The organism is Streptomyces sp. NPDC051364, from assembly GCF_040682115.1.
In the GTDB taxonomy this organism is placed as follows: Bacteria; Actinomycetota; Actinomycetes; order Streptomycetales; family Streptomycetaceae; genus Streptomyces.
Genome location: NZ_JBFBAH010000020.1, coordinates 1 through 21,855 on the forward strand (window position 1 = coordinate 1; position 21,855 = coordinate 21,855).

The 21,855-nt window shown below is 73.6% G+C and carries 23 protein-coding genes and 1 pseudogene; 8 read left to right on the plus strand and 16 right to left on the minus strand.

Annotated features, from left to right (window positions below):
- Positions 1–91: 91 nt before the first annotated feature.
- On the minus strand, positions 92–217 hold the full coding sequence (locus tag AB0M76_RS30630) for a hypothetical protein (RefSeq protein WP_365955980.1): 126 nt from the start codon (positions 215–217) through the stop codon (positions 92–94).
- Between the two features lie 268 nt (positions 218–485).
- Here AB0M76_RS30630 and AB0M76_RS30635 point away from each other — a divergent pair, with 268 nt between their 5' ends.
- From AB0M76_RS30635 to AB0M76_RS30645, 3 genes are all read left to right on the plus strand, one after another.
- Complete coding sequence (locus AB0M76_RS30635; RefSeq protein WP_365955981.1) at positions 486–905, plus strand: hypothetical protein; 420 nt, start codon at positions 486–488, stop codon at positions 903–905.
- 104 nt (positions 906–1,009) lie between these two features.
- Positions 1,010–1,663 carry a hypothetical protein gene (locus AB0M76_RS30640; RefSeq protein WP_365955982.1) on the plus strand — a complete coding sequence of 218 codons (654 nt, stop codon included), beginning with the start codon at positions 1,010–1,012 and terminating at the stop codon, positions 1,661–1,663.
- Between the two features lie 90 nt (positions 1,664–1,753).
- Positions 1,754–1,951, plus strand: coding sequence for a hypothetical protein (locus AB0M76_RS30645; RefSeq protein WP_365955983.1), 198 nt, complete (start codon positions 1,754–1,756; stop codon positions 1,949–1,951).
- A 16-nt stretch (positions 1,952–1,967) separates the two neighbouring features.
- Here the strand turns inward: AB0M76_RS30645 and AB0M76_RS30650 are convergent, their stop codons facing one another.
- The 6 genes and pseudogenes from AB0M76_RS30650 to AB0M76_RS30675 all read right to left on the minus strand — a co-directional run bounded on the left by AB0M76_RS30650 (position 1,968) and on the right by AB0M76_RS30675 (position 8,468).
- Positions 1,968–2,390 carry a hypothetical protein gene (locus AB0M76_RS30650; protein WP_365955984.1) on the minus strand — a complete coding sequence of 141 codons (423 nt, stop codon included), beginning with the start codon at positions 2,388–2,390 and terminating at the stop codon, positions 1,968–1,970.
- Positions 2,391–2,520: 130 nt separating this feature from the next.
- Positions 2,521–3,204 (minus strand): annotated as a pseudogene (locus tag AB0M76_RS30655) (MFS transporter); the annotation flags it as partial.
- A gap of 109 nt (positions 3,205–3,313) precedes the next feature.
- Positions 3,314–5,329, minus strand: a complete 2,016-nt coding sequence (locus AB0M76_RS30660) for a prolyl oligopeptidase family serine peptidase (RefSeq protein ID WP_365955985.1) — start codon at positions 5,327–5,329, stop codon at positions 3,314–3,316.
- 70 nt (positions 5,330–5,399) lie between these two features.
- Positions 5,400–7,019 (minus strand): glutamate synthase subunit beta, encoded by a 1,620-nt coding sequence (locus tag AB0M76_RS30665; RefSeq protein WP_365955986.1) that lies wholly within the window; start codon positions 7,017–7,019, stop codon positions 5,400–5,402.
- A gap of 44 nt (positions 7,020–7,063) precedes the next feature.
- The gene (locus AB0M76_RS30670; RefSeq protein WP_365955987.1) at positions 7,064–7,927 is read right to left on the minus strand and encodes an alpha/beta hydrolase; all 864 of its coding nucleotides are present in this window, start codon (positions 7,925–7,927) and stop codon (positions 7,064–7,066) included.
- 64 nt (positions 7,928–7,991) lie between these two features.
- Entirely contained in the window at positions 7,992–8,468 is a 477-nt protein-coding gene (locus tag AB0M76_RS30675; RefSeq protein WP_365955988.1) for a helix-turn-helix domain-containing protein, read from the minus strand.
- Between the two features lie 60 nt (positions 8,469–8,528).
- On the opposite strand from AB0M76_RS30675, the gene AB0M76_RS30680 reads away from it, so the two are divergent.
- The gene (locus AB0M76_RS30680) at positions 8,529–9,443 is read left to right on the plus strand and encodes an alpha/beta hydrolase (protein ID WP_365955989.1); all 915 of its coding nucleotides are present in this window, start codon (positions 8,529–8,531) and stop codon (positions 9,441–9,443) included.
- Here AB0M76_RS30680 and AB0M76_RS30685 read toward each other — a convergent pair.
- Together AB0M76_RS30685 and AB0M76_RS30690 are read right to left on the minus strand one after the other, a co-directional pair.
- Positions 9,391–9,678 carry a DUF6225 family protein gene (locus AB0M76_RS30685; protein ID WP_266670255.1) on the minus strand — a complete coding sequence of 96 codons (288 nt, stop codon included), beginning with the start codon at positions 9,676–9,678 and terminating at the stop codon, positions 9,391–9,393. The two genes, AB0M76_RS30680 and AB0M76_RS30685, sit on opposite strands and share 53 nt — an antisense overlap.
- Positions 9,679–9,752: 74 nt before the next feature.
- Positions 9,753–10,355, minus strand: coding sequence for a TetR/AcrR family transcriptional regulator (locus tag AB0M76_RS30690; RefSeq protein ID WP_365955990.1), 603 nt, complete (start codon positions 10,353–10,355; stop codon positions 9,753–9,755).
- Between the two features lie 124 nt (positions 10,356–10,479).
- Between AB0M76_RS30690 and AB0M76_RS30695 the strand changes: the two genes are divergently transcribed.
- A complete protein-coding gene (locus AB0M76_RS30695) occupies positions 10,480–11,895 on the plus strand; it encodes an amidase (protein ID WP_365955991.1) in 1,416 nt (471 codons plus the stop codon).
- 19 nt (positions 11,896–11,914) lie between these two features.
- On the opposite strand, the gene AB0M76_RS30700 is transcribed toward AB0M76_RS30695, so the two are convergent.
- The 3 genes from AB0M76_RS30700 to AB0M76_RS30710 form a co-directional block, all read right to left on the minus strand.
- Positions 11,915–13,066 (minus strand): S8 family peptidase, encoded by a 1,152-nt coding sequence (locus AB0M76_RS30700; protein WP_365955992.1) that lies wholly within the window; start codon positions 13,064–13,066, stop codon positions 11,915–11,917.
- A 155-nt stretch (positions 13,067–13,221) separates the two neighbouring features.
- The gene (locus AB0M76_RS30705) at positions 13,222–13,482 is read right to left on the minus strand and encodes an aldo/keto reductase (RefSeq protein ID WP_365956074.1); all 261 of its coding nucleotides are present in this window, start codon (positions 13,480–13,482) and stop codon (positions 13,222–13,224) included.
- Between the two features lie 120 nt (positions 13,483–13,602).
- Positions 13,603–14,202: a helix-turn-helix domain-containing protein gene (locus tag AB0M76_RS30710; protein ID WP_365955993.1), complete on the minus strand. Its 600-nt coding sequence runs from the start codon at positions 14,200–14,202 to the stop codon at positions 13,603–13,605.
- A 66-nt stretch (positions 14,203–14,268) separates the two neighbouring features.
- Between AB0M76_RS30710 and AB0M76_RS30715 the strand changes: the two genes are divergently transcribed.
- Entirely contained in the window at positions 14,269–14,790 is a 522-nt protein-coding gene (locus tag AB0M76_RS30715; RefSeq protein WP_365955995.1) for a DUF3995 domain-containing protein, read from the plus strand.
- A gap of 123 nt (positions 14,791–14,913) precedes the next feature.
- Here AB0M76_RS30715 and AB0M76_RS30720 read toward each other — a convergent pair whose 3' ends face one another.
- The 3 genes from AB0M76_RS30720 to AB0M76_RS30730 form a co-directional block, all read right to left on the minus strand.
- On the minus strand, positions 14,914–16,557 hold the full coding sequence (locus AB0M76_RS30720) for an isovaleryl-CoA dehydrogenase (RefSeq protein ID WP_365955996.1): 1,644 nt from the start codon (positions 16,555–16,557) through the stop codon (positions 14,914–14,916).
- On the minus strand, positions 16,541–17,155 hold the full coding sequence (locus tag AB0M76_RS30725) for a TetR/AcrR family transcriptional regulator (protein WP_365955997.1): 615 nt from the start codon (positions 17,153–17,155) through the stop codon (positions 16,541–16,543). Before AB0M76_RS30725 ends, AB0M76_RS30720 begins: the two co-directional genes overlap by 17 nt.
- 69 nt (positions 17,156–17,224) lie before the next feature.
- On the minus strand, positions 17,225–18,550 hold the full coding sequence (locus AB0M76_RS30730; protein ID WP_365955998.1) for a cytochrome P450: 1,326 nt from the start codon (positions 18,548–18,550) through the stop codon (positions 17,225–17,227).
- A gap of 142 nt (positions 18,551–18,692) precedes the next feature.
- Here AB0M76_RS30730 and AB0M76_RS30735 point away from each other — a divergent pair, with 142 nt between their 5' ends.
- On the plus strand, positions 18,693–19,382 hold the full coding sequence (locus AB0M76_RS30735) for an SUMF1/EgtB/PvdO family nonheme iron enzyme (RefSeq protein ID WP_365955999.1): 690 nt from the start codon (positions 18,693–18,695) through the stop codon (positions 19,380–19,382).
- Positions 19,383–19,415: 33 nt separating this feature from the next.
- On the opposite strand, the gene AB0M76_RS30740 is transcribed toward AB0M76_RS30735, so the two are convergent.
- Entirely contained in the window at positions 19,416–20,789 is a 1,374-nt protein-coding gene (locus AB0M76_RS30740) for an MFS transporter (RefSeq protein WP_365956075.1), read from the minus strand.
- A 197-nt stretch (positions 20,790–20,986) separates the two neighbouring features.
- Between AB0M76_RS30740 and AB0M76_RS30745 the strand changes: the two genes are divergently transcribed.
- On the plus strand, positions 20,987–21,850 hold the full coding sequence (locus tag AB0M76_RS30745) for a helix-turn-helix domain-containing protein (RefSeq protein WP_365956000.1): 864 nt from the start codon (positions 20,987–20,989) through the stop codon (positions 21,848–21,850).
- The last annotated feature ends 5 nt before the right edge of the window (positions 21,851–21,855 follow it).

A 21,855-nucleotide genomic window follows, 5' to 3' on the forward strand; every position in this document is an offset into this window, starting at 1 on the left:
AGCTATCTCGCCGGCCTGCACCTTCGCGCCTCCATGATCTGGATCAAGGACCTCACACGAACCGCCCCTTGATCACAACCAGATACACGCCCTAGGGCTCTTTCCTCCCCGACCAGCCGACCAGCTGGGCGATGGAGGCGACTGGCTCCCCCTGGAACTCGGCGAGCGCGCGGCCGTCTGGCTCGAGGCCGTCCTGCGGACGCCGATGGTCCGTCATGAGTGGCACCTCGCGATGGGGCGGAAGCTGGCCGCCCGGCCGCCCGGCCGCCTGGCCGCCTGGCCGCCTGGCCGCCTGAGCTGCGTAGGCCGGCCAGAGCACGTGGAACGCCCGGCCGCGCTGGTTCGGTTTGGTCTTCCCGGGCCGGTGCAGAGCCCGCTCGCTGGAGCTGCCGAAGTGCGCCCCGCGCGATGGGTGCGCACGATGGGTTACGGGACCGGTACGTCATGGAGACCTGGGGTCCCACACCCGAGAGAGAGGCGGCGCAATGAGCAGCACGCCGAGTACTACGCCGAGCGCTACCAGCAGAGCCTGGGCATCGGGCGGTACGACGTTCGCGGGCGTCGTGATGATCGTCACCGGCATCTTCGGCATCATCGAAGGCATCGTCGCCATCGCCAACGACGAGGTGTACCAGCGCGTCGGGAACTACACCTTCAAGTTCGACCTGACGGCCTGGGGCTGGATCCATCTCATCGTCGGCATCCTCGTGGTCTGCGCCGGCGCGGCGATCCTCAAGGGCTGGGAGGCCGGCCGGTACGCCGGTGTCGCCCTGACCAGCTTGTACGTGATCCTGCACTTCATGTGGCTGCCGTATCAGCCACTCTGGTCGATCATCGCCATCGCCATCGGCGTGTTCGTCATCTGGGCCCTGTGCACCGACGTCCCGCGGACGGCGAAGCCCTGACGGTGTGACGGCGCCGGCCGAACTCGGGCGCCCCGACGCCGCGCTGACTGCCGCTACGATCCTGCTGGTACGCATGTGTCACCGGCAAGGGGAGCAGAGACAGCATGGCGATTCACCGGCCGGGCCGGCCCGGAGACCTGCCCGCGGCGGAACTGCTGTGGGCGCGGTGGGCGTTCGTCGCCGTACTCGAGGCGACCACCGAGGCGGAGGGCCGCGGAGTCCACCGCACCGGCCACTGGATCGACGGCGGCGGGCTCCATCTCGACGACGCCGGCTGCACGTGGTGGACCCTGGCCCGGATGGGCCAGGGTCGTTTCGTGCTCTACGGCGAGGACGAGTCGAGCGACGTCAAGTGGCACAAGCCCGCCGTCGACATGCTGGCGCAGGCCCCGGACTGGCTCCCGTACGAGAGGCTGCGCGACCTGCTCGAAGGCTGGGAGCTGGGCTGCGTCTACTGGTACGAGAACGGCGCCTGGGCCCGCGCGCCCTACCCCGAGAGCCTCAAGGACGACGGGCTGGACTGCGGAATGAGCCGTTTCGTGGATCGCGAGGAGGTCCTCGGGCTGCTGGCCGGCCACGGGCCGGCCGCGAAGGGGCTCCTGGAGGCGGCGGAGAACCACCGGCTGACGCCCGAGGCGCTGGACCTGCTGGTCGCCGAGACCGGGAACGGCGACCGGGACGAGGACTGGGACCTGCCCGCCGTGCACCGCGCACTGCAGCTCGCCGGCCTCACGGCCGACGCCGTCCCGGCCTCGTAGAACCGGCCTCGCCGTCACTCGAATGGCCCAGCCCGTACGGCGTGCAGGACGTCCTGCGATCCCGCACCCTTGACGGGAGAGGTGAGAACAGTGACCAGTCCGACTCCGGCCCAGTTCCGGGCCGTCCACGGAGACATGGGGCGGTGGCAGGCCGTCGACTTCGAGATCTACGAGCACCTCGTCGAGAACCAGTACGTCGTCGGCCCCAAGGCCCCGCCGGAACCCTCCGACCGGGCTGCGGCCCGCCAGGACCCCCACCCGCCGACCGGGTTCAGGCCGACGCGCTAGCCGGGCCGGGGCGTCCTCAGCGCGCGGGGTTCACGGGCAGGCGCGGGGCGGCGAGCCGCCTGACGCCACGGACCAGCCCGTACGTCCCGAGCGCCGCCCCCGGAACGGCCGTGACGGCGACCAGGGCCCACTCCTGTGCGTAGTGCACGGCCTGCGTGGGCGTCCGGTCGAAGGTGATCATCGGGCCCCAGGTGTAGTAGCCCCAGATCATCAGCAACTGGGAGAACACGGCACGGAGCACGGCGTGCACCGCCGTGGGGGCGGTGGCCGCCACGGCGACCACAATGAGTGCGTACGGCACGTACCCGGATGCGAAGCGGCTCGCCGCGGTCACGTTCAGCCCGTCGCCGTCACCCGCGACGGCGATCCACGCGGACAGGGCTCCGGCGGCCATGACCACGGCCACCGTGACGGCCGTCCGCTGTACGCCCCTCTTCATCCGGTTCTCCTCAGCTGCCGCTCGCGTTCCCGTTCGCCTCCACCCTCCGTTCCGCGTATGCGCGCAGAATGACCGGACTATGACCGTTTCGTCACGACGGGACGGGGCGGACGGGACGGGACCCGACCGCTCAGGCCGCCGGCTGGTCCGCGCGCTTCGCCTCGCGACGCCGCAGCGCGTCCTCGTCCGTGTCCGCGTCGTACGTCACCAGCTTCGGCAGCAGTACGGACAGGGCCGCCACCGCCGCCACGCACATCAGGCCGCCGCTCCAGAACGCCGGCCGGGTGCCCGTCCAGCCCGCCACGCTGCCCGCGCGGACCTGGCCCAGCTGCGGGCCCACGCTGTACGACAGCACCTCGATGCCGGCCAGCCGCCCGCGCAGTTCCTCGGGGATGGTCTGGTTCCAGATCGTCGCCCGGCCCAGGCCGCTCAGCATGTCGCCGGCCCCGGCCACCGCGAGGCACGCCAGCACCACCCAGATGTCGGTGAACCAGCCGGCTCCCGCGATCGCCGCGCCCCAGACCATGGCTCCGAACACCACGAAGAGGCCGTGCCGCCGTACCCGCGAGGTCCAGCCGCTGGTCATCCCGAGCACCATGGAGCCCACGGCGCCCGCGGAGTACATCAGGCCCAGCGCCCACACCGCGTCGAGCTCGTCCGCGAGGAAAGGGAAGATCGTGTTCGGGAAGGCGAAGAACATCGCCGCGAGGTCCACCGCGTACGTGCCCAGCAGCACCGGCCGGCTCCACGCGTAGCGCGCCCCCTCGGCGATCCCGCGCAGCGAGGGTCGTTCCGCGTCGGGCGACGGCGGCGCCACTCACAGCGGATCATCGTGTGTGACGGGCCCGCGCCCGGGCAACGGATTTTCCCGTGCCCGGGCACGGGCCCGTTCCTGTACCCGTGCCCCGTCACATCACGTCACATCACGTCGTTTCCGCTCCCAGGTGCCGCCACAGGAAGGTGTACGCGAGCGCGTGGTTGACCGCGGCCTGTTCGTTGTCGCTCGCTCCGCCGTGGCCGCCGCCGGTGTTCTCGTGGAACAGCACCCGGTGGCCCAGTTCCCGCAGCCGGGCGGCCGTCTTGCGGGCGTGGCCGGGGTGGACGCGGTCGTCGCGGGTGGAGGTCATCAGGAGCAGGGGCGGGTACGGCCGGTCCGCGGACAGGTTGTGGTATGGGGAGAGGGCTTCGAGGTGGGGCCGGTCGGCCTCGCTTTCGGGGTCCCCGTACTCGGCGACCCAGGACGCCCCGGCGAGCAGCCGGTGGTAGCGGAGCATGTCCAGCAGGGGCACCTTGGCGACGACCGCGCCGAACAGCTCCGGGTGGCCGACGAGCATGGCGCCCATGAGCAGGCCGCCGTTGCTTGCGCCGGTGATGCCGAGCTGCTCCGGGGTGGTGATGCCCCGGGCGGCGAGGTCGGCGGCGACGGCCGCGAAGTCCTCGAAGGCCCGTACCCGGTTCGCGCCGAGGGCGGCCCGGTGCCAGGCGGGGCCGTATTCGGAGCCGCCTCGGATGTTGGCGACCGCGTACGTACCGCCGCGGGCGAGCCAGGCGCAGCCGGTGAGCGGGCTGTAGTACGGGGTCTGCTGGTCCCGGAAGCCGCCGTACCCGTAGAGCAGCGCGGGCCCCGGCCGGTCCTGGCCGGCCGGGCCGACGACGAAGTACGGGACCTGCGTGCCGTCGGCGGAGGTCGCGAAGAACTGCCGGACCGACAGGCCGCGGGCGTCGAAGCGGGCGGGGGCCTGCTTGAGCGGCTCGGAGTCGGCGCCGATGTGCCCGTACGTAAGGGTGGAGGGCTGCAGGAAACCGTCGACGTTGAGGAAGTACTCGTCGCTGACGTCCGGGTCGGTGTCGGTGACGGTCGCCGAGGACAGCGCCGGCACGTCGGCCAGCGGCCGGCGGCTCCAGCCGTCCGGGCCGGGGGTGAGGACCTCTATGCGGGTCGCGACGTCGGCCAGCGTCTCCAGGATCAGGTGGTGGCGGGTCCAGCTGTGCCCGGCCAGCGCGGTGCGCTCGTCCGGCGCGAACAGCACGTGCGCGGTGCGGTCCCCGGCGAGGAACGCCTCGAAGTCGAAGGCGAGGAGCGAGCCGGCCGGGTGCTCCAGCCACGGGGTCTTCGGGGTGACGATCAGCCACTGCCGGTACGCGTACTTCCCGGCGTCGTCCGGCACGTCGATCCTGACGAGCCGGTCGCCGTCGGCGAGGAGGTGGAGCTCGTCGTGGAAGAAGTCGGTGGAGCGGGAGACGAAGTCACGCTCGTAGCCGGGGGTCGCGTCGTGCCAGCCGGAGGCGGACACGTCCCCCGTCTCGGCCTCGAAGACGAGCTCGGCGTCCGCCGGGGCGGTGCCCCTGCGCCAGCGCCGGACCGTACGGGGATAGCCGGAGGCGGTCAGCGAGCCCGGTCCGAAGTCCGTGCCGAGGAAGACGGTGTCCTCGTCGATCCAACCGATCCGGGTCTTCGCCTCTGCGACCTCGAAGCCGCCGCCGACGAAGGCGCGGTCCTCGATGTCGAACTCGCGGACCACGACGGCGTCGGAGCCGTCCCGGGACAGCTGGACCAGCGCCCGCCGGTAGTCGGGGTAGCGCACCCGGGCGCCGGCCCACACCCACTCCTCGCCCTCCTGAGCGGCGAGGGCGTCGATGTCGAGGAGCACCTCCCAGGCGGGGTCGTCCTTGCGGTACTGCTCCAGGGTCGTACGCCGCCACACGCCCTTCGGCCGGTCCGCGTCCCGCCAGAAGTTGTAGAGGTGCGCCGCGCGGCGGACGGTGTACGGGATGCGGTCGGCGTCGTCGAGGGCCTCGCGCAGCTCGGCGCGCAGCGCCTCGAAGCGCGGGTCGCCGGTGAGCGCGGCGGCGGTCTCCGCGTTCCGCTCCCCCACCCAGGCCAGCGCGGCCTCGCCCTCGACGTCTTCCAGCCACAGGAAACGATCTTCAACAGTCACCCCATGATTGTGCAGCCCCGCGGGGCCGGCCGGAGCCGCGTCGGGCCGGCGGGGCCGCGGGCGGGGCCCGTCATGCCGAAAGCGGCCGGTCGTGGGCGCCGACGGGAGCGGGCAGGGCCGTCGAGCCGGTGAGGTAGCGGTCCACGGCGGCGGCTGCCGCCCGGCCCTCCGCGATGGCCCACACCACCAGGGACTGGCCGCGCCCGGCGTCGCCCGCCACGAAGACCCCGTCGGGCCGGCGGCGGGAGGGCCGCTCCGGGGGCATGCCCCACGCCGGCGGCGCGCCCGGGGCCGGCGCCTCGGCCCAGGGCGGCGTCCTGACGTGTGGGGCTGCCCCGCCCTGCGGGGATCCGTCCGAGGCCGACGGCGACGGCTCGCCGAGGGCCGCGAAATCCGCGTCCCGCGCGAAGTTGCCCCGGCCGTCCCGCGTGAGCCCGAGCTGCTCGGCGAGCCCGCACGCCCGCTCGGGACCCGAGAAACCGAGCGCCAGCAGGACCAGCCCGGCCTCCAGCACCCGCTCGGTGCCCGGCATCGGCCGCCTCGCCGTGGGCTCGACGGCGGTCAGGTGCAGGGCGCGTATCCGGCCCTCCGCATCGCCCTCGAAGTGCACGGTCGCGCTGGAGAAGACCCGGGGATCGGTGCCGTGACGTCCGCGCGCCTCCTCGTGGGCGTGGGAGATCCGGTACACCTGCGGGTGCACCAGCGGCCAGGGCTCGGCGTCGGGCCGCTCCGGGCCGGGCTCGGGGCGGATGTCGAGCTGGACCACCGACAGCGCTCCCTGCCGCAAGGCGGTGCCCAGGCAGTCGGAGCCGGTGTCCCCGCCTCCCACGATCACCACGTGCCGGCCCTCGGCCGTGATCCCGGGCACTGACAGGTCGCCCTCGCCGACCCGGTTGGCGCAGGTCAGGTAGTCCATGGCCTGGTGGATGCCGTGCAGCTCGCGGCCCGGTGCGGCCAGCTCCCGGCGCTCCGCGGCCCCGACGGCGACGACGACCGCGTCATGGCGCCGTCGTATTTCGGCCGCCGATGTCCGGCCGCCGATGTCCGCGTCCGTACGGAAGACCGTGCCTTCGGCCTGCATCTGGGCGATCCGCCGGTCCAGGTGCGTCTTCTCCATCTTGAACGCGGGGATGCCGTAGCGGAGCAGACCACCGAGGCGGTCGTCCCGCTCGTACACGACGACGGTGTGCCCGGCCCGGGTGAGCTGCTGGGCCGTGGCGAGCCCGGCCGGGCCGGAGCCGATGACGGCGACGGTCTGCCCGCTGAGCCGGCCGGGCGGCGCCGGCGGGGTGTACCCGAGCTCCCAGGCCTGGTCGGCGATGGTCTGCTCGACGTTCTTGATGGTCACCGGGTCGGCGTTGATCGCCAGTACGCAGGCGTCCTCGCAGGGGGCCGGGCAGAGCCGGCCGGTGAACTCGGGGAAGTTGTTGGTGGCGTGCAGCCGCTCGGCCGCGGCCCGCCAGTCGCCGTGCGCGGCGTACGCGTTCCACTCGGGGATGAGGTTGCCGAGCGGGCAGCCGCCGTGGCAGAAGGGGACGCCGCAGTCCATGCAGCGGTTCGCCTGTGCGGACACCAGGGGCAGCAGCGTCTGCCCGGCGTGCACCTCGCGCCAGTCGCCGAGCCGCTGGTCCGCGGGGCGCGACGGGACGGGGTTCCGGGGGGTCCGGAGGAAGCCGTACGGATCGGTCATGCGCCGCCTCCCTGGTCACAGGCGGATATGGCGGTCAGACCAGGCTACGCCGGGTTCCGGACTGCCGTGGTGGCGAGGAATGCCGTGGTGGCCTCCAGGAACCGCTCGGGGTCGTCGAGCCACGGGGCGTGGCCGGCTCCGGGCTGGACGACGAGCCGGGCGTGCGGGAACAGCCCGGCGTACTCGTCCGCGGCGCACCGTGGAAGCGAGACGTCGTATGCGCCGGCGAGCACGAGCACGGGAGCCTCGAGCCGTGTGAGTGCCGCGCGGGTGGCGTCCGGGTCGAAGGCGCCTTCGCCGGCGTAGGCGGCCGCGGCCTCGCCGTTCTTCTGCTCGTCGTCGGCGGCCTGGAAGGCGCGGGCCGCATCGTCCCAGCGCCCGTGGAGGAACGGTGCGATCGCCTGCCAGCTGTCCGCGGTCGCCCGGCCGGCGACGACGGCCTCCAGGGCCGCGTACGCCGCCGGGTACCAGGGCTCGTCCCGGCGCAGGCGGGCGGTCTCGATCCTGCTCTCGCCGGTGATGGTGATGCCGACGCCCATGACGCTCGGGGTGAGCATGACGAGCTTCCCTACGCGCTCGGGGTGGCGGCCGATGTACAGGGCCGCGAGGTTCGCGCCGGCCGAGTGCGCGAGCAGGTCCATCCGGTCGAGGCCGAGGTGCTCACGCAGGGCCTCGACGTCACCGGCCTGCCGGTCGCAGCGGTAGGACGCGGTGTCGTCCGGCACCTGCGACCGGCCGGTGCCCCGGAGATCGAGCATGATCAGCTGCCGGTGCGCGGAGAGCCCGCCGAGCTCTCCGAGGTACGCGGAGTCCCGCATCGGTCCGCCGGGGAGGCAGACGAGCGGGGGCCCGTCCCCGAAGACGTGGTAGGCGAGCAGCGTTCCGTCCGGGGCGGTGAAAGTAGGCATGGGCCCAGACCTTGTCAGCGCCCACGGCACCCGGCAACCGGGTTTTGCCTGCACCGGGCCGTCTTCATCCGAGGGCGGGGCCCTGTTCCGCGTCGGCGGGCGCCGCAGCATGCAGGGCCGCAGCCAGGTAGCGCTGTACGACTTCCAGTTCGGCGGGTGTGAAGTCCTCGGCCGCATCGACCAGGCTTCCGATGAGTGGGCCGAAGAAGGACCAGCCGAGGTCCACCGCCTTCGGCTCCACCACCAACAGCACTCGGCGCCGGTCGCGTTCGTCGCGACTGCGGCGGACCAGGCCCAGTCGTTCGAGCCGGTCGAGCAGGGCCGTGATGCCCGCCGAGTTGAGCTTCAGGGCCTCGCCGAGCCGCCCCGGGGTGACGGTCTCACCCGCCCGGTCGGCGTCGAGCAGCCGGATCAGGGCCCGCAGATCGGTCGGGTGCAGGCCGTTGCGCCCGGCGAACTCGCCGCCGCGCAGGTGGAGTTCCACCGTGACGGCACGCAGGAGGTGGACCAGCTGCATGGCGGGGGTGTCGTCATCGCTCACTCGGCTAGTATCTCGCCGAGCGAGATAATTGGTCAACGAGACGATGCCCAGGGGGCCACCGTGTCCGCATCCCGTCAATTCTTCGCCGCCTACGATGCGCTGCTCGCCCGCTGGCCGGCCGGCACCGCCGAGATCGACGTTCCGACCCCGTACGGCACGACCCGCGTCCACGCGTACGGGCCCCCCGAGGCCGCTCCGCTTCTGCTCCTGCACGGCGGCGGCTCCACCGGCGCGGTGTGGTTCGCCAACGCCGCAGCGCTCGGCGCGCACCACCGGGTGCTCGCCGTCGACATCCTCGGCGACGCCGGCCGCAGCGTGCGCGCGGGCCGCCCGATGCGCACCACCGCCGACCTGATGGCCTGGCTGGACGGGCTCCTCGACGGCCTCGGCACCCGGCGCGTCAGCCTGCTGGGCCATTCGTACGGCGCCTGGATCGCCCTGACGTACGCCCTGCACGCGGCGCAGCGGGTCGACCGGCTGGTGCTCCTCGACCCGACCCGGTGCTTCGCCGGCTACCGGCCCGGTTTCCTGCTGCGCTCACTGCCCGTGCTGGTACGGCCGACGGCGGCGCGCGTGCTCGCGCATCTCGACCGCGAGACGGCAGGCACGGACACCGACCCGGACTGGCGGCGGCTCTTCGCCCTGGCGGCCTCGGATTTCGCGGACCGCAAGCCGATCGTCGGCCGCCGCCCTGACCCCGGGGCGCTCACCGCCCCGCTGTTGGTCCTGCTCGCAGGCCGCAGCGGCGCCCACGATCCGGAGAAGGTCGCGGCCCGCGCCCGCAAGGCCGTACCGCACGCCCGGATCGAGACGCTCCCGCACCTCAGCCACTACGCACTGCCCACGGCAGCGCCGGCGCAGACGAACCGCCTGATCTCCGAGTTCCTCACGGCCGCCGACCGGCCTCGGACCGGCCCGGGGGTCAGTCCAGGTCGAGGTGGTAGGCCCCGGCCGCGGCGTCGGCGAACAGTGTGAACTGGACCCGGGGGCCCTGCTCGCCGCCGTGGCCGGCCTCGCCCTCGACCTCGCCGTCGAGGTCCACCTCCACCGGCTCGGCGTCCACGAGGACGTACTCCCCGTAGCCCTCGAAGTCCCCGGGACCGTCGGCGACACCGATGTGGATCGGCGTCTCGTCGGGCAGTGCTGCCAGCACCTCGCGGAGCCGGCCAGCGGTCCACACCTGCGGATTGTGATCGAACATGTCAGCCATGCCGCGACATTAGAGCGCGAAGGGTGCACTACGGCCACGGCACGCCGAATCGTTTCCCGCATCCGCGACGACCGTCACCCGGAGTGCGTCCAAAGGCTGCCCAGGTGCGCGTGGAGGACGTCCTGCGCCTCCTGCGGGGTGAGGTGGCCGATGAGGACGTGTGCGGTGAGGCCGTCCGCGAGGGCGAGGAGGGTACGGGCCTCACGCTGCGGATCGAGGGGCACGGCGCGGCCGGAGCTTTCCGCCGCCTCCGCGATGAGCTGCGTGAACGACTCCTGGAGGGCCGCGTAGTTCGCCTTCAGCGTCCCGGCGAGCGGCTCGCTGACCGCTGCCTGCGCGACGAAGGCAAGCCAGACCCTGGCCTCGGCCCGGTGCTCCTCCCGCAGCAGGGAGATCTCGGTGGCCGCATGGCCCAGGGCGGTGCCGGCCGACTGGGCCGGGCTCCTGACGAGCCGGGCCCGTACGCGCTCGCCGATGCGCTCGCCGACGTACCCGAGGGCGAAGACGAGCATCTCGTCCTTGGTGCGGAAGCACCGCTGCACGGCGCCCATCGACACCTGCGCCCGTGCGGCGACATCGCGCAGGCTCACGCCTTCGAGCCCGCTTTCGTCGGCGAGGCTGCATACGGCCTCGGCGATGAGGCGGCGTCGGCCGTCGTGGTCCACCTGCCTGGGCATGCCCGGTCTCCTCCCACCTGCTTCTCTCTCGTACGGCCGACTTTATTCGATGCGGTCGCATCGGTTCGCGGGTTATTGTTCCGATGCAACTGCATCGGAACGTGGAGGGGAGAGGGTTCACACCATGCTGGATCCCTTGTGGCAGATGTCGGCCGCCGCGCAGGCGGAGGCGGTACGCCGCGCGGACGTGTCGGCCGTGGAGCTGGTCGACAGCCACCTGGCGCGCATCGCGGAGGTCAACCCGCAGGTGAACGCGGTCACTCAGCTCTTGGCGGAGCGCGCACGCGCGGCCGCGGCGCACACCGACCGGCTGCGGGCCGCAGGTGCGGTGCTGGGGCCGCTCGCGGGTGTGCCGTTCACGGTGAAGGAGACCACCGCCGTCGAAGGCGTGCCGACCACCTTCGGTGTGGAGCGCTTCCGCGATCTGGTGGCCCCGGCCGACGCTCCCCCGGTGGCACGGCTGCGCGCGGCGGGAGCCATCCCCATCGGGCACAGCAACGTACCGACCCTGATCCTGGCCGGGATGCACACCCGCAGCGAGCTGTTCGGCGACACGGTCAACCCGTGGGACCGCAGCCGGACCCCGGGCGGCAGCAGCGGGGGCGATGCGGTGGCCGTCGCCTCGGGCATGGCGGCGCTCGGACTGGGCAACGACTCGGGCGGATCGGTGCGCATCCCGGCCCAGTTCTGCGGTGTGGCGGGACTGAAGCCGTCCACGGGCCGGTTCCCGGCGGACCACCGCGTACTCGGCCCGGACGACCCCGGCCCGGCGTCCCAGATGCTCGTCACCGACGGACCGCTGGCGCGGTCGGTGGGCGACCTGCGGCTGGCGTACGAGGTACTGGCCGGGACCGATCCGCGTGATCCGCGGGCCGTACCGGTGCCGCTCTACGGGGAACCGCTGCCCGGGCCGGTGAAAGTCGCCGTGGTGGCGGACCCCGGCGGGCAGGGCGTCCACCCGGCGGTGCGCGGGGCCGTGGAGGCCGCTGCCGGCGCGCTGCGGGACGCCGGGTACGACGTGCGCGAGGTGGCGGACGTACCGCGCATGGCCGAGGCGCTCGAGGCCTACGGCCGGATCACCGTGACCGAGTTCGCCCCGAGCTGGCCGGTGGTGCGCCCGCTGCTCGGGCCGGGCGGGGACCGGTACATCGCGATGGCGATGGAGCGGACCCCGCCCGCGAGCGCGGACGAGCTCGTGAAGCTGATGGGAAGTTGGCTGAACATCCGCCGCTCATGGGCCGAATTCCTGGACGAGTACCCGCTGTTGCTCGGCCCGGTGTTCACCGAGCCGCCGGTCGAGCCGGGGCTGGAATCGCGCGACAGGGCGGGCCGCGACCGGGTGGCGGCGGGCATGCGCCTGTGCAGCGTGACCAGCTTCGTGGGCGTGCCGGCGGTGGCCGTGCCGACGGGGATGTCCGACGGGCTGCCGTGCGGGGTCCAGATCGTCGGGCGCACGTTCCGCGAGGACCTGTGCCTGGACGCCGCGCAGGCGGTCGAGGACCGGCTCGGGGTCCTCACGCCGGTGGACCCGCGCGGGTGAGCGCGGGCCCGGCCGGGCGTCAGAGGCCTCCGGTGTGGAGCAGCCGGTTCGGGGTCTCGGCCGGGACACCGGTCAGGACGTCGCGTACGGCCTGCTCGGTGAGCCAGGTGCGGACCTGGGCGGGCGTCGCGGTGGGGTGTGCGCAGAGGTAGAGGGCGGCGACGCCGGTGACGTGCGGGGCGGCCCACGAGGTGGCGGTGGCGTCGCTGGTGGCGGTGGAGCCGCCCGCGAGCGCGGAGGTGATCTTCTCGGCGGGGGCGTAGAGGTCCACGCAGCGGCCGTACCCGGAGCCGAATGCGTCCCCGTCGGTCCAGTGCCGGTCGTCGGCGGTGGCGGCGGCCACGACGATCGCGCCGTGGGCGCCTGCCGGGGAGTGGCCGCAGGCGTCGTCGTTGAAGTTGCCGGCGGCGACGACCGTGGTGATCCCCGCTTCGACCATGTGCTGAACGGCGGTGTCGACGGCCGTGGAACGGTTCTTGAGGTTGAGGGACATGTTCACCACGGCCGGTCGCTGGGCGTGGGCGGTCACCCATTCCACGGCTTTGACGACGGAGTCCTCCGGCGCGGTGCCCGCGCTCGGCGAGACGTCCTTGGTGTGCGGGCCGCTGCCTTCCTCGCAGGCGATGCCCTGGACGCGCACGATGCTCGACTTCGGGGCGACGCCGTACGTGGTACCGCCGATGATGCCCGCGACGAACGTGCCGTGGCCCAGTCCGCCGCCGTCGAAGCAGTCACCGGCGTCCGGATCCCCGACGAAGTCGGCGCCGAGGGCTGCGCGGCCGCCGAACTCCGCATGCTTGACCTCGAGTCCGGTGTCGATCACGTAGACGTGCACGCCGTTGCCGTCGGCGCGCGAGGTGAACTTCCCGTCGAGCGGACGGGTCCGCTGGTCGAGGCGGTCGAGGTTCCACGGAACCCCGGTGCGGACGACGGGCTTCGCCGCTGCCGAGCCGGACGTCGCACCCGACGGCGCACCGGACGGCCGGGGGGTGCCCGTCGGAACGCCGGTGGGCAGCGGCGTACCGGACGCCGCGACGGACGGCGATGCGGCGCCGGCTCCCGCGCCGCCACCGGGCCCGGGCACCTCCTCCGGGGAACACGCCGAAACCCCCAGCGCCGCCAGTGCCACGACTGCTCCGAGCATCGCCCTGCTGCTGCGCCCGCGTCCCATGACCCACCCCTGTCCCCGTGCGGCACCACGCCGCCGAGGAGGGAGACGCCGGCCCCACCCCCACCGGTTTCCACCCGGCGCGATTCCGTTTCAGCGGTCCCGGCCCGCCCCAGGGGCCCGCAGCGGCGGCGGCCCGGGGCTCCGGCCCCGCACGTTCACCCGTTCAGGGACTTCATCAGCTCCGGGGCGTAGCGGTCGCCCGAGACGACCCCGTGCGGGGCAACCGCGCCGATGGCGGCCACGTCCGCGTCCGTGATCGTCACCGCGGTGGCGGCGATGTTCTCCTCCAGGTAGCGGCGGCGCTTCGTGCCCGGGATCGGCACCGCGCCCTGGCGCAGGGTCCAGGCCAGGGCCAGCTGTGAGGGGGTGACTCCCTTTTCCGCGGCGAGCCGGCGGACCTGGTCGACGACGGCCAGGTTGCGGTCGAAGTTGGTTCGGCGCGGTGGGCGGGCCGGCTGCGGGCGGCTCGGGCACCGGCTGGGCGCCGGAACGGCTCGCCCGGCACCGCGCGGCGGTGGTCGAGGCCGTACGCCGCATCACGGCGCCGCAGCGGAACCCGACGTAGGCGGCGTCAGGATCATGCCGATCAGGTGGTCCAGGGCCGCCTCCGCGCCCGGGGCTTCCGGCAGCACCTCGGGGGCCGTGTCGGGGGCGGTCCGGCGCAGTTCCAGCCAGCCCAGGTAGGCGGCGTACCCGGCGAGGGCGCGATGGCGGGACTCCTGCGCTCCGAAGCCCAGCCCCCCGAAGATCTCGGCCAGGAAGTCGAGCCGGGTCCGGGTGACCCGGGCGACGACCTCGGCGACCGCCGGGTGGGCGGTGTGCGCGACGAGGGCCGGTTCCAGCCCGGCGATCTCCTCGGTGCCCAGCGCGACCGCGAACAGTGCCCGCGCCCGCGTCCACGGATCCTCCTCCTGCCGGACAGTGGTGATGACCTCCGCAGTGGCGTGCCGCTCCCACGCTTCCAGGGCCGCCACGAGCAGCGCCTCCCGGTTCTCGAAGTGCCAGTAGAAACTGCCTCGCGAGACCGCGAGTTCGCGGGCCAGTACGTCCACCGCCACCGCAGACAGCCCGCCCCGGGCCAGCGCGCGCAGCGCCGCCATCGTCCAGTCGTCCTTGGTGACTCTCCCCTTGGCCATGTTCCGTACAGTACTGTATGGAACATCCATACAGAGCTGTATGGAAACGGGGAGAGGGGTGACGGCATGAGCGCCATGTCCAGGGGTGTCGGTGCAGTGGAAGACGGGGCCGCCGAGGTCGGTACGGAGCGGGCGGGCGCCGCGGTGCGCGCCGCGGCGGCGGCCGCGGCCGGGGGGCTGCTCGCGGCGGGGGCCCTGCACGCGGTGTGGGTGTTCTCCCCGTGGCCGCTGGACTCCCGGGCCGAATTCGCGGCCGTGGTGGTCGGCGTGGAGGAGGCACAGCTGCCGTCCGGGCCGCTGACGTTCGCCGTGGCGGGCCTGCTGGGCGCCGCCGCCGGGCTGGTGGTGACCAGCGCCCGGCCGGCGAGCCGGTTGGGCCGGTCCCGGCCGGTACGGGCCGGGCTGTGGGCGGTGTCCGGAGTACTGGCGGCACGCGGGCTCGGCGGTCTGGCGGCTTCGGGGCTCGGCCTGGGATCCGCGCCGCCCGAGTTCCGCCACTGGGACCTGCTGCTGTACTCCCCGCTGTGCGTCGCACTGGGCGGGCTCACGGGGTACGTGGCCCTGCACACCCGGCGCCGCCGCACCTGACGGGAGGCAGGCCCCGCCGCGAACGGGCTGCGGACCGGGCCGCGAACCGGCTGCGGCTTGGGCCTGCGTCGTGCGGCAGGGGCCGGCCGCAGCCACACGGCAGCGCCGGTCAGCGCACCTGGATCAGGCGGCCGTCGCGGCCGCGGTCCGGACCCGGGCCAGGATGGCCTCCGTGTCCACGCCCGTCGGCAGGGTGCCGTACGCACCGCCGTGCTCGCCGCCGAGGCGGGAGGCGCAGAAGGCCTCGGCGACCGCGCCCGGGGAGTGGCGCAGCAGGAGCGACGCCTGGAAGACCAGGGCCATCGTCTCCGTGAGCTGCCGGGCCCGGTACTCGGCTTCGGCGGGGTCGGCGAGCTGCTTCTGGAGACCGGCCACCGCCGCATCCAGATGGCGGTCGGCGCCCGCCGCCCGGCCGACCTCCTCGAAGAAGGCCTCGACGGTCTCCGGCTGCCGGGCCATGGCCCGCAGCGAGTCCAGGGCGGCGACGTTCCCGGAGCCCTCCCAGATCGACGACAGCGGGGCCTCCCGGTAGAGCCGCGGCATGCCGGAGTCCTCGATGTAGCCGTTGCCGCCGAGGCATTCGAGGGCTTCGGCGGCATGCCCGGGGGCGCGCTTGCAGACCCAGTACTTGGTGACGGCCAGCCCCAGCCGGCGCAGCAGCGCCTCGTCCTGGTTGCCCTGGGCGACCCGGTCCGTGGCGCCCGCGAGGCGCAGGGCGACGGCGGTCGCCGCCTCGGATTCGAGGGCGAGGTCCGCGAGGACGTTGCGCATCAGGGGCTGGTCGATCAGCGCCTTGCCGAACGCCCGCCGGTGGGTGGCGTGGTGGACGGCGCGGATGACTCCGAGCCGCATGCCGGACGCCCCGCCGAGCACGCAGTCGAGGCGGGTCATGTTGACCATCTCGATGATGGTCGCGACGCCGCGCCCCTCCTCCCCCACCAGCCAGCCGAAGGCCTCGTCGTACTCGATCTCGGCGGAGGCGTTGGACCGGTTGCCGAGCTTGTCCTTGAGGCGCTGGAGCAGCAGACGGTTGCGGCTGCCGTCCGGCAGTATGCGCGGCAGCAGGAAGCAGGAGAGCCCGCCCGGGGCCTGAGCCAGCGTCAGGAAGACGTCCGACATGGGCGCGGAGGTGAACCACTTGTGCCCGGTCAGCCGGTAGGTGCCGTCCGGGGCCGGGACCGCCGTCGTGGTGTTGGCGCGTACGTCGGACCCGCCCTGCTTCTCGGTCATCGACATGCCCGCGATCAGGCCCTGCTTGGTGTCCGGCCGGCGGAGTCCGAAGTCGTACGTGCGGGAGGCGAGCAGCGGCTCCAGCCACCCGGCGAGGTCCGGGGTCGCGCGCAGCGCGGGCACCGCGGCGTACGTCATGGACACCGGGCAGGAGTGGCCCGCCTCGACCTGGCCCCAGACGAGGAACTTCGCGGCCCGCGCGACATGCGCTCCGGCCCGGTCGTCCGCCCAGGGCGCGGCGTGCAGCCCGTGGGAGACGGCGGTGCCCATCAGCTCGTGCCAGTACGGGTGGAACTCCACCTCGTCGATGCGGTGGCCGTAGCGGTCGTGGGTGCGCAGCACCGGCGGGTTCTCGTTGACCACGCGGCCCCACTCCGCGGCCTGTTCGCAACCGGCGAGGGCGCCGAGGCGGTGGATCTCGGGTATCGCCCATGCGGCGCCCTCGCGGGCGACCGCCTCCAGCAGGGCCGGATCCGCGGCCGCGTCGTAACCGTGGTGCGGGGGCACCTGGTTGGTGACCTCATGCGTCTGCGGCATCGTGTCCTCCAAGGGCACGCAGGGTGAAGGTGATCAGGCCGGGGATGACGTCCCCCGGGGCCGCGTCCCCGTCGGCCAGCGGGCCGACGAGTGCTTCGGCGATCGCGCCGACGAGTGCGGCAGCCATCAACTCGGGTGATTGCGGCGGGAGTTCTCCGGAGGCCAGGCCCGCGGCGATCTGTTCGGCGTACACGTCGCGGAACGCCCGGCGGAAGACGAGGCGTTCGGTGTCCACGGCGGGGTCGGCGGGCTCCGCGAGCAGGGCGAAGGCCCGGCGCGGCGCCTGCAGCGCGCGGTACGCGAAGGTCTCGACGGCGGCGGCCACCCGCTGCGCCGCGCTGCCAGGGCGGTCCGTCGCGGCGGCGACCGCTTCCAGCTCGCGCGCCACCAGGGTCCGGAAGAGGGCGGCGGCCAGCTCGGACTTGCCGGAGAACGACTGGTACACGCTGCCCGTGGAGATTCCGGCTTCGGCCGCGATCGCGGCGACCGAGCAGCCGCTGTAGCCCTCACGGGAGAGCAGGAGAACAGCGGCCTCGAGCACCCGGTCGCGCCGGGCGTCGAGGCGGGCCTGTACGACTGGGGGGCGGCGGTAGGGCATGGAAGGATTGAAGCACCGATTCATTGCTTCACGCCAGAGCTGTACGGGGCGGAAACGGGCTCCTGCCCCCTACCGGGAGGTGAGGGTGGCCAGGGTGGGCCCGTCCGGGCGGACGGTGATGCTGTACGCGGCCTTGGTGGGGACGGAGTGGAAGGTCGGGGTGTGGGCGGGCAGCAGGTACTCGAGGAGGACGGTCGACTCGCGGAGGGCGAACTGCAGGCCGAGGCAGGCGCGGGGGCCGATGCCGAAGGGGAGGTACGAGCCCGGGTGAGTGGGCCGGCCGCCGGGCGCGGTGAAGCGCCGGGGGTCGAAGTGCTCGGGGTCCGGCCACAGTTCGGGGTCGCGGTGCGTGAGGTACGGGCAGACCACCACGTCGGAGCCCGCTTCGACGGCGTAGCCGCCCAGGGTGTCGGCCTCGGTGGCGTACCGGGGCAGGATCCAGGCGGACGGGTACAGCCGGAGCGTCTCGTGGACCAGGGCCTGGACGGCGCGGCGGCGTTCCGCCGAGCCCGGGGCGCCTGCGGCGAGGGCCTGTTCGCGAGCCGCGGGGTGGCGGTCGAGAAGCAGGTAGAGCCAGGTCAGGGTGGTGGCGGTGGTCTCATGGCCGGCGACGAGCAGCGTGATCAGCTCGTCGCGGATCAGGCGGTCGGTGTACTCGGGGCGCTCGGCCGCCGCACCGAGCAGGATGTGCAGGAGGCCCGGGCCGTCGGGCCCGGCGTCGCCGCCGCGGGCGGCTTCGATGGCGTGGTGCGCGACGGCGTCGATCCTGGCGAGGTCGGCGGCGACGGCGTCCCGCGCGTCGCCGGCGTCGGCCGGCAGCGTCGGCAGGGCGGCCACCACGGCGCCCACGGAGTTCAGTTCGTGCGCGGTGGCGGCGTCGAGGGGGTGTCCGGTGAGGGAGCGCCAGATGGTGTCCAGGGCGAAGCTACGCATCTCCCGGCCGACGTCGAGCGGCTGCCCTGTCCGGGCGTACCCGGCCCAGCGCTCGGCGGTGACCCGGGCGGCATCCGTGATGCGCTGCTCGTAGCGGCGCATGCCGGTGCCGGTGAACTGGGACTGCAAGAGGCGCCGTTGGCTCTTCCAGGCTTCGCCGGTGGCGGCGAGTACGCCGTCGCCGATCAGCAGGCGGGCACGGTGGGAGCGCTTGACGTACCGGTCCGGGTGCAGGGCCAGCACGTGCTGGACTGCTTGGGGGTCGGTGACCAGGACGGTGGGGTTCGGCCCGAGGCGGAACGCGGCGACGCCGCCGAGCCGTTCGCGCACCACCGTCAGCAGATCGACCAGTTCGCCCCGGTCGGAGCGCCACCGCTCCACGAGGCCGGAATCCAGCTCGGGGACCGGCCGACCCGTGCGGGAGGCGTACGGGCGGGGGCCGAAACCGGCTTCGGTGGCCACGGGTCTTCTCCTGTTCGACCGCTGGTCCTGCGTCCCTGACGAGCTTGGGCATCACGGACTGTACGGGAGCGGACGCCTCCCGTGACAGCCCGCCTCGGCGTGGGGCTCGACGCCGGGCGACGGCCGGTAAGATCACCTGCCCATGAACACCGGTGGTGCAGGACACGAGTTGACGGCCATTCCGCCCGGGCAGGTGACGCTGTCGGACGGGCGGACCCGGCGCAGCTGGTCAGTCGAGCTCGCGGCCTACGAGCTGGCGGCCGTCCCGGTCACGCAGGCGCTGTACGCCGAGGTCACCGGCCTGCGGCCGGGCAGCGCCCACGGGGACCGGCTGCCCGTCGAGGGCGTGTCCTGGTGGGACGCGGTGCGGTTCTGCAACACCCTGTCCGAGCGCGACGGGCTGGCCCCGGCGTACCGCCTCGACGCCGAAGTCGACAGCGACGGCGACGGCATCGACTGGGACACCTCCGCCGACGGGTACCGGCTGCCGACCGAGGCCGAGTGGGAGCACGCCTGCCGGGCCGGTACGAGCGGGCCCCGGTACGGAGCGCTCGACGACATCGCCTGGTACCGCGGCAACTCGGACGAGCGCATCCACGGCGTGGGCGGCAAACAGCCCAACCCGTGGGGCCTGTACGACATGCTCGGCAACGTCTGGGACTGGTGCTGGGACGTCTACGACGCCGAGGTCTACGGCAGTTACCGGGTGCTGCGCGGCGGCGGCTGGTTCGACGAGCACTGGAGCTGCCGGGCCTCCGCCCGCCGGCGCAGCCATCCGACGTTCCAGGTGGACGACGTGGGCTTCCGCCTCGCCCGCTCCGTCACCGGCTGATCCGCCCCTGCCGACCGGGCCGCGGCCCGCGGGTCACCGCACGACCCGCGGCAGGCGCAGGCTCAGCAGCACCGTCAGGGCGATCATGCCGAGCTGCACCAGCAGTGTGACGGCGAGTGCGTCCCGCATGCCGATCGTCGGGGCGAGTGCCAGGAAGAGGCTGCCCAGGGTCGCGACGCCGAGGGCGAGCGCGGACTGCTGGGTGGTGATCATGACCCCGCCGCCCACGCCGGCCCGGTCGGCCGGTACGTCCGAGAGCATCAGCCGCATCAGCACGGGCAGTTGGAGCCCCTGGCCGAGGCCGGCGACGGCCACGCCCGGGGCGAGCGAGGCCGGCCCGAGGTCCGGCCAGCCGCGCAGGAACGCGAGGAGGATCAGGACGACGCCGACGGCCTGGAGGACGCCGCCCGCGGTGACGACCCGGCTGCCGAACCGGCCGACCAGCCGCGGCCCGGCGAGGGAGGCCGCGAAGAAGGCCACCGCCATCGGGACGAGCGCGAGCCCCGCCGCCACCGGCCCCATGCGCAGGCCCTGTTGCAGCACCACCGCGATGACGAACATGAATCCGCTGAAGCCGATCGAGAACGGCACGACCAGGACCAGCCCCCGCCGCAGCGACTGCAGGCGCAGCAGGCTCGGCGGCACGAGCGGGGTGCGTCCGAGCCGGTCGGCGCGGCGCTCGGTCAGGTAGAAGGCCGTGGCGGCGAACGGGAAGACCGCGAGCGACACCCACGTCCACAGCGGCCAGCCGGCGGCCCGGCCCTCGGTCAGCGGCAGCAGCAGGGACACCAGGGACAGGGCGAGCAGCAGCGTCCCCGGGACGTCGACCGAGGCCGGGCGGTCCGAGCGGGTCTCCGGAACGGCCCGGACGGCGAGCACCAGCCCGAGGATCACCACCGGCACGTTGACCAGGAACACCGAGCGCCAGCCGGAGCCTGCGACGTCGGCGGCGACCAGGACACCGCCCAGGATCTGCCCCGCGACCATGGACAGCCCGGCGGTGGCCCCGTACAGGCTCATCGCCCGCGCCCGGCGGGGGCCCTGCGTGGTGGCCTGGATGGTGGCCAGCACCTGCGGCAGCATCAGCGCGGCCGCCGCGCCCTGTGCCACGCGCGCAGCCACCAGGGTCCAGGCCGTGGGTGCGATGCCGCAGGCGAGCGAGGTGACGCCGAAGGAGGCCATGCCGATCAGGAAGAGCCGGCGCCGTCCGGCCATGTCGCCGAGGCGGCCGCCGAGGACGAGGAGAACGGCGTACGCGACGCCGTAGCCGCCGACGATCAGTTCCAGCGTGGCGGGGCCGGCCGCAAGGTCGCTGTCGATGGCGGGCAGCGCCACGTTGACGATGAAGAAGTCGATCAGGGGCAGGGCCGCGCCCAGCAGCACGGTGAACAGCCCGAGCGGGCCGATCGCCGCGGGGGCGGGCCCAGGGGCCGGACCGGAGGCCGGGCGGCCCGTCGGGGCGGACGGGGAGGGGCGGGTGGTGCGTACGGTTGCTTCGCTCACACCGGAAATGATCGTCTTGCGCTCAGCCTGGTACCAGAGTCTCCTTATCCTGGTACAAGGACTACCTGGCAACGGGATGAGCAGTGCGGCACCCTGGTTCCATGACCACTGTGGCCCCGGAGAGCGACGTACGCCGGCACGAGCTGGCCGAATTCCTGCGCAGCCGCCGGGAGCGGATCACCCCCGAGCAGGTGGGGCTGCCGCGCGGCCGCCGCCGGCGCACCCCGGGGCTGCGTCGCGAGGAGGTCGCCCAGCTCTCCGCCGTCGGTGTCACCTGGTACACCTGGCTGGAGCAGGCCCGCGAGATCCAGGTCTCCCCGCAGGTCCTGGACGCGCTGGCGCGCGCCCTGCTGCTGGACTCCAGTGAACGTACGCATCTGTTCGCGCTGGCCGGCAGCCTCGATCCGGCCCCGCACGCGCCGTGCCCGAGCGTGACCCCGGCGCTGCGGGCGATGCTCGACCGGCTCGGACCGATCCCGGCCTGCATCCAGAACAGCCGGTACGACATCCTCGCGTACAACGCCACGTACGGACGGCTGCTGTGCGACCTGGACGCACTGCCGCCCGAGGACCGCAACTGCCTCTGGCTCGCGTTCACCAACGCGGACTGGCGGGCGTCCCTCGTCGACGTCGGCGAGGTGAACCGCATCATCGCCGCCAAGTTCCGGGCGGCCATGGCGGAGCACCTCGCCGAGCCGGCCTGGAAGGCCCTGCTGGCGCGGCTGGAGGCGGAGTCGGCGGAGTTCCGGGAGGTGTGGGCCCGGCACGAGGTGGTGAGCCAGGGCGGCAGGACGAAGTACATCCGCAATGCGCACGTCGGTCTGCTGCACCTGGAGCACACCAATCTGTGGCTCGGGCCGGCGGCGGGCCCGCGGCTGGTGACGATGGTGCCGGTCGACGAGGAGAGCCGCGCCCGCCTGGAGCGACTGGAGCGACTGGAACACCTCGAGCCCGCCACGGTCTGAGGCAC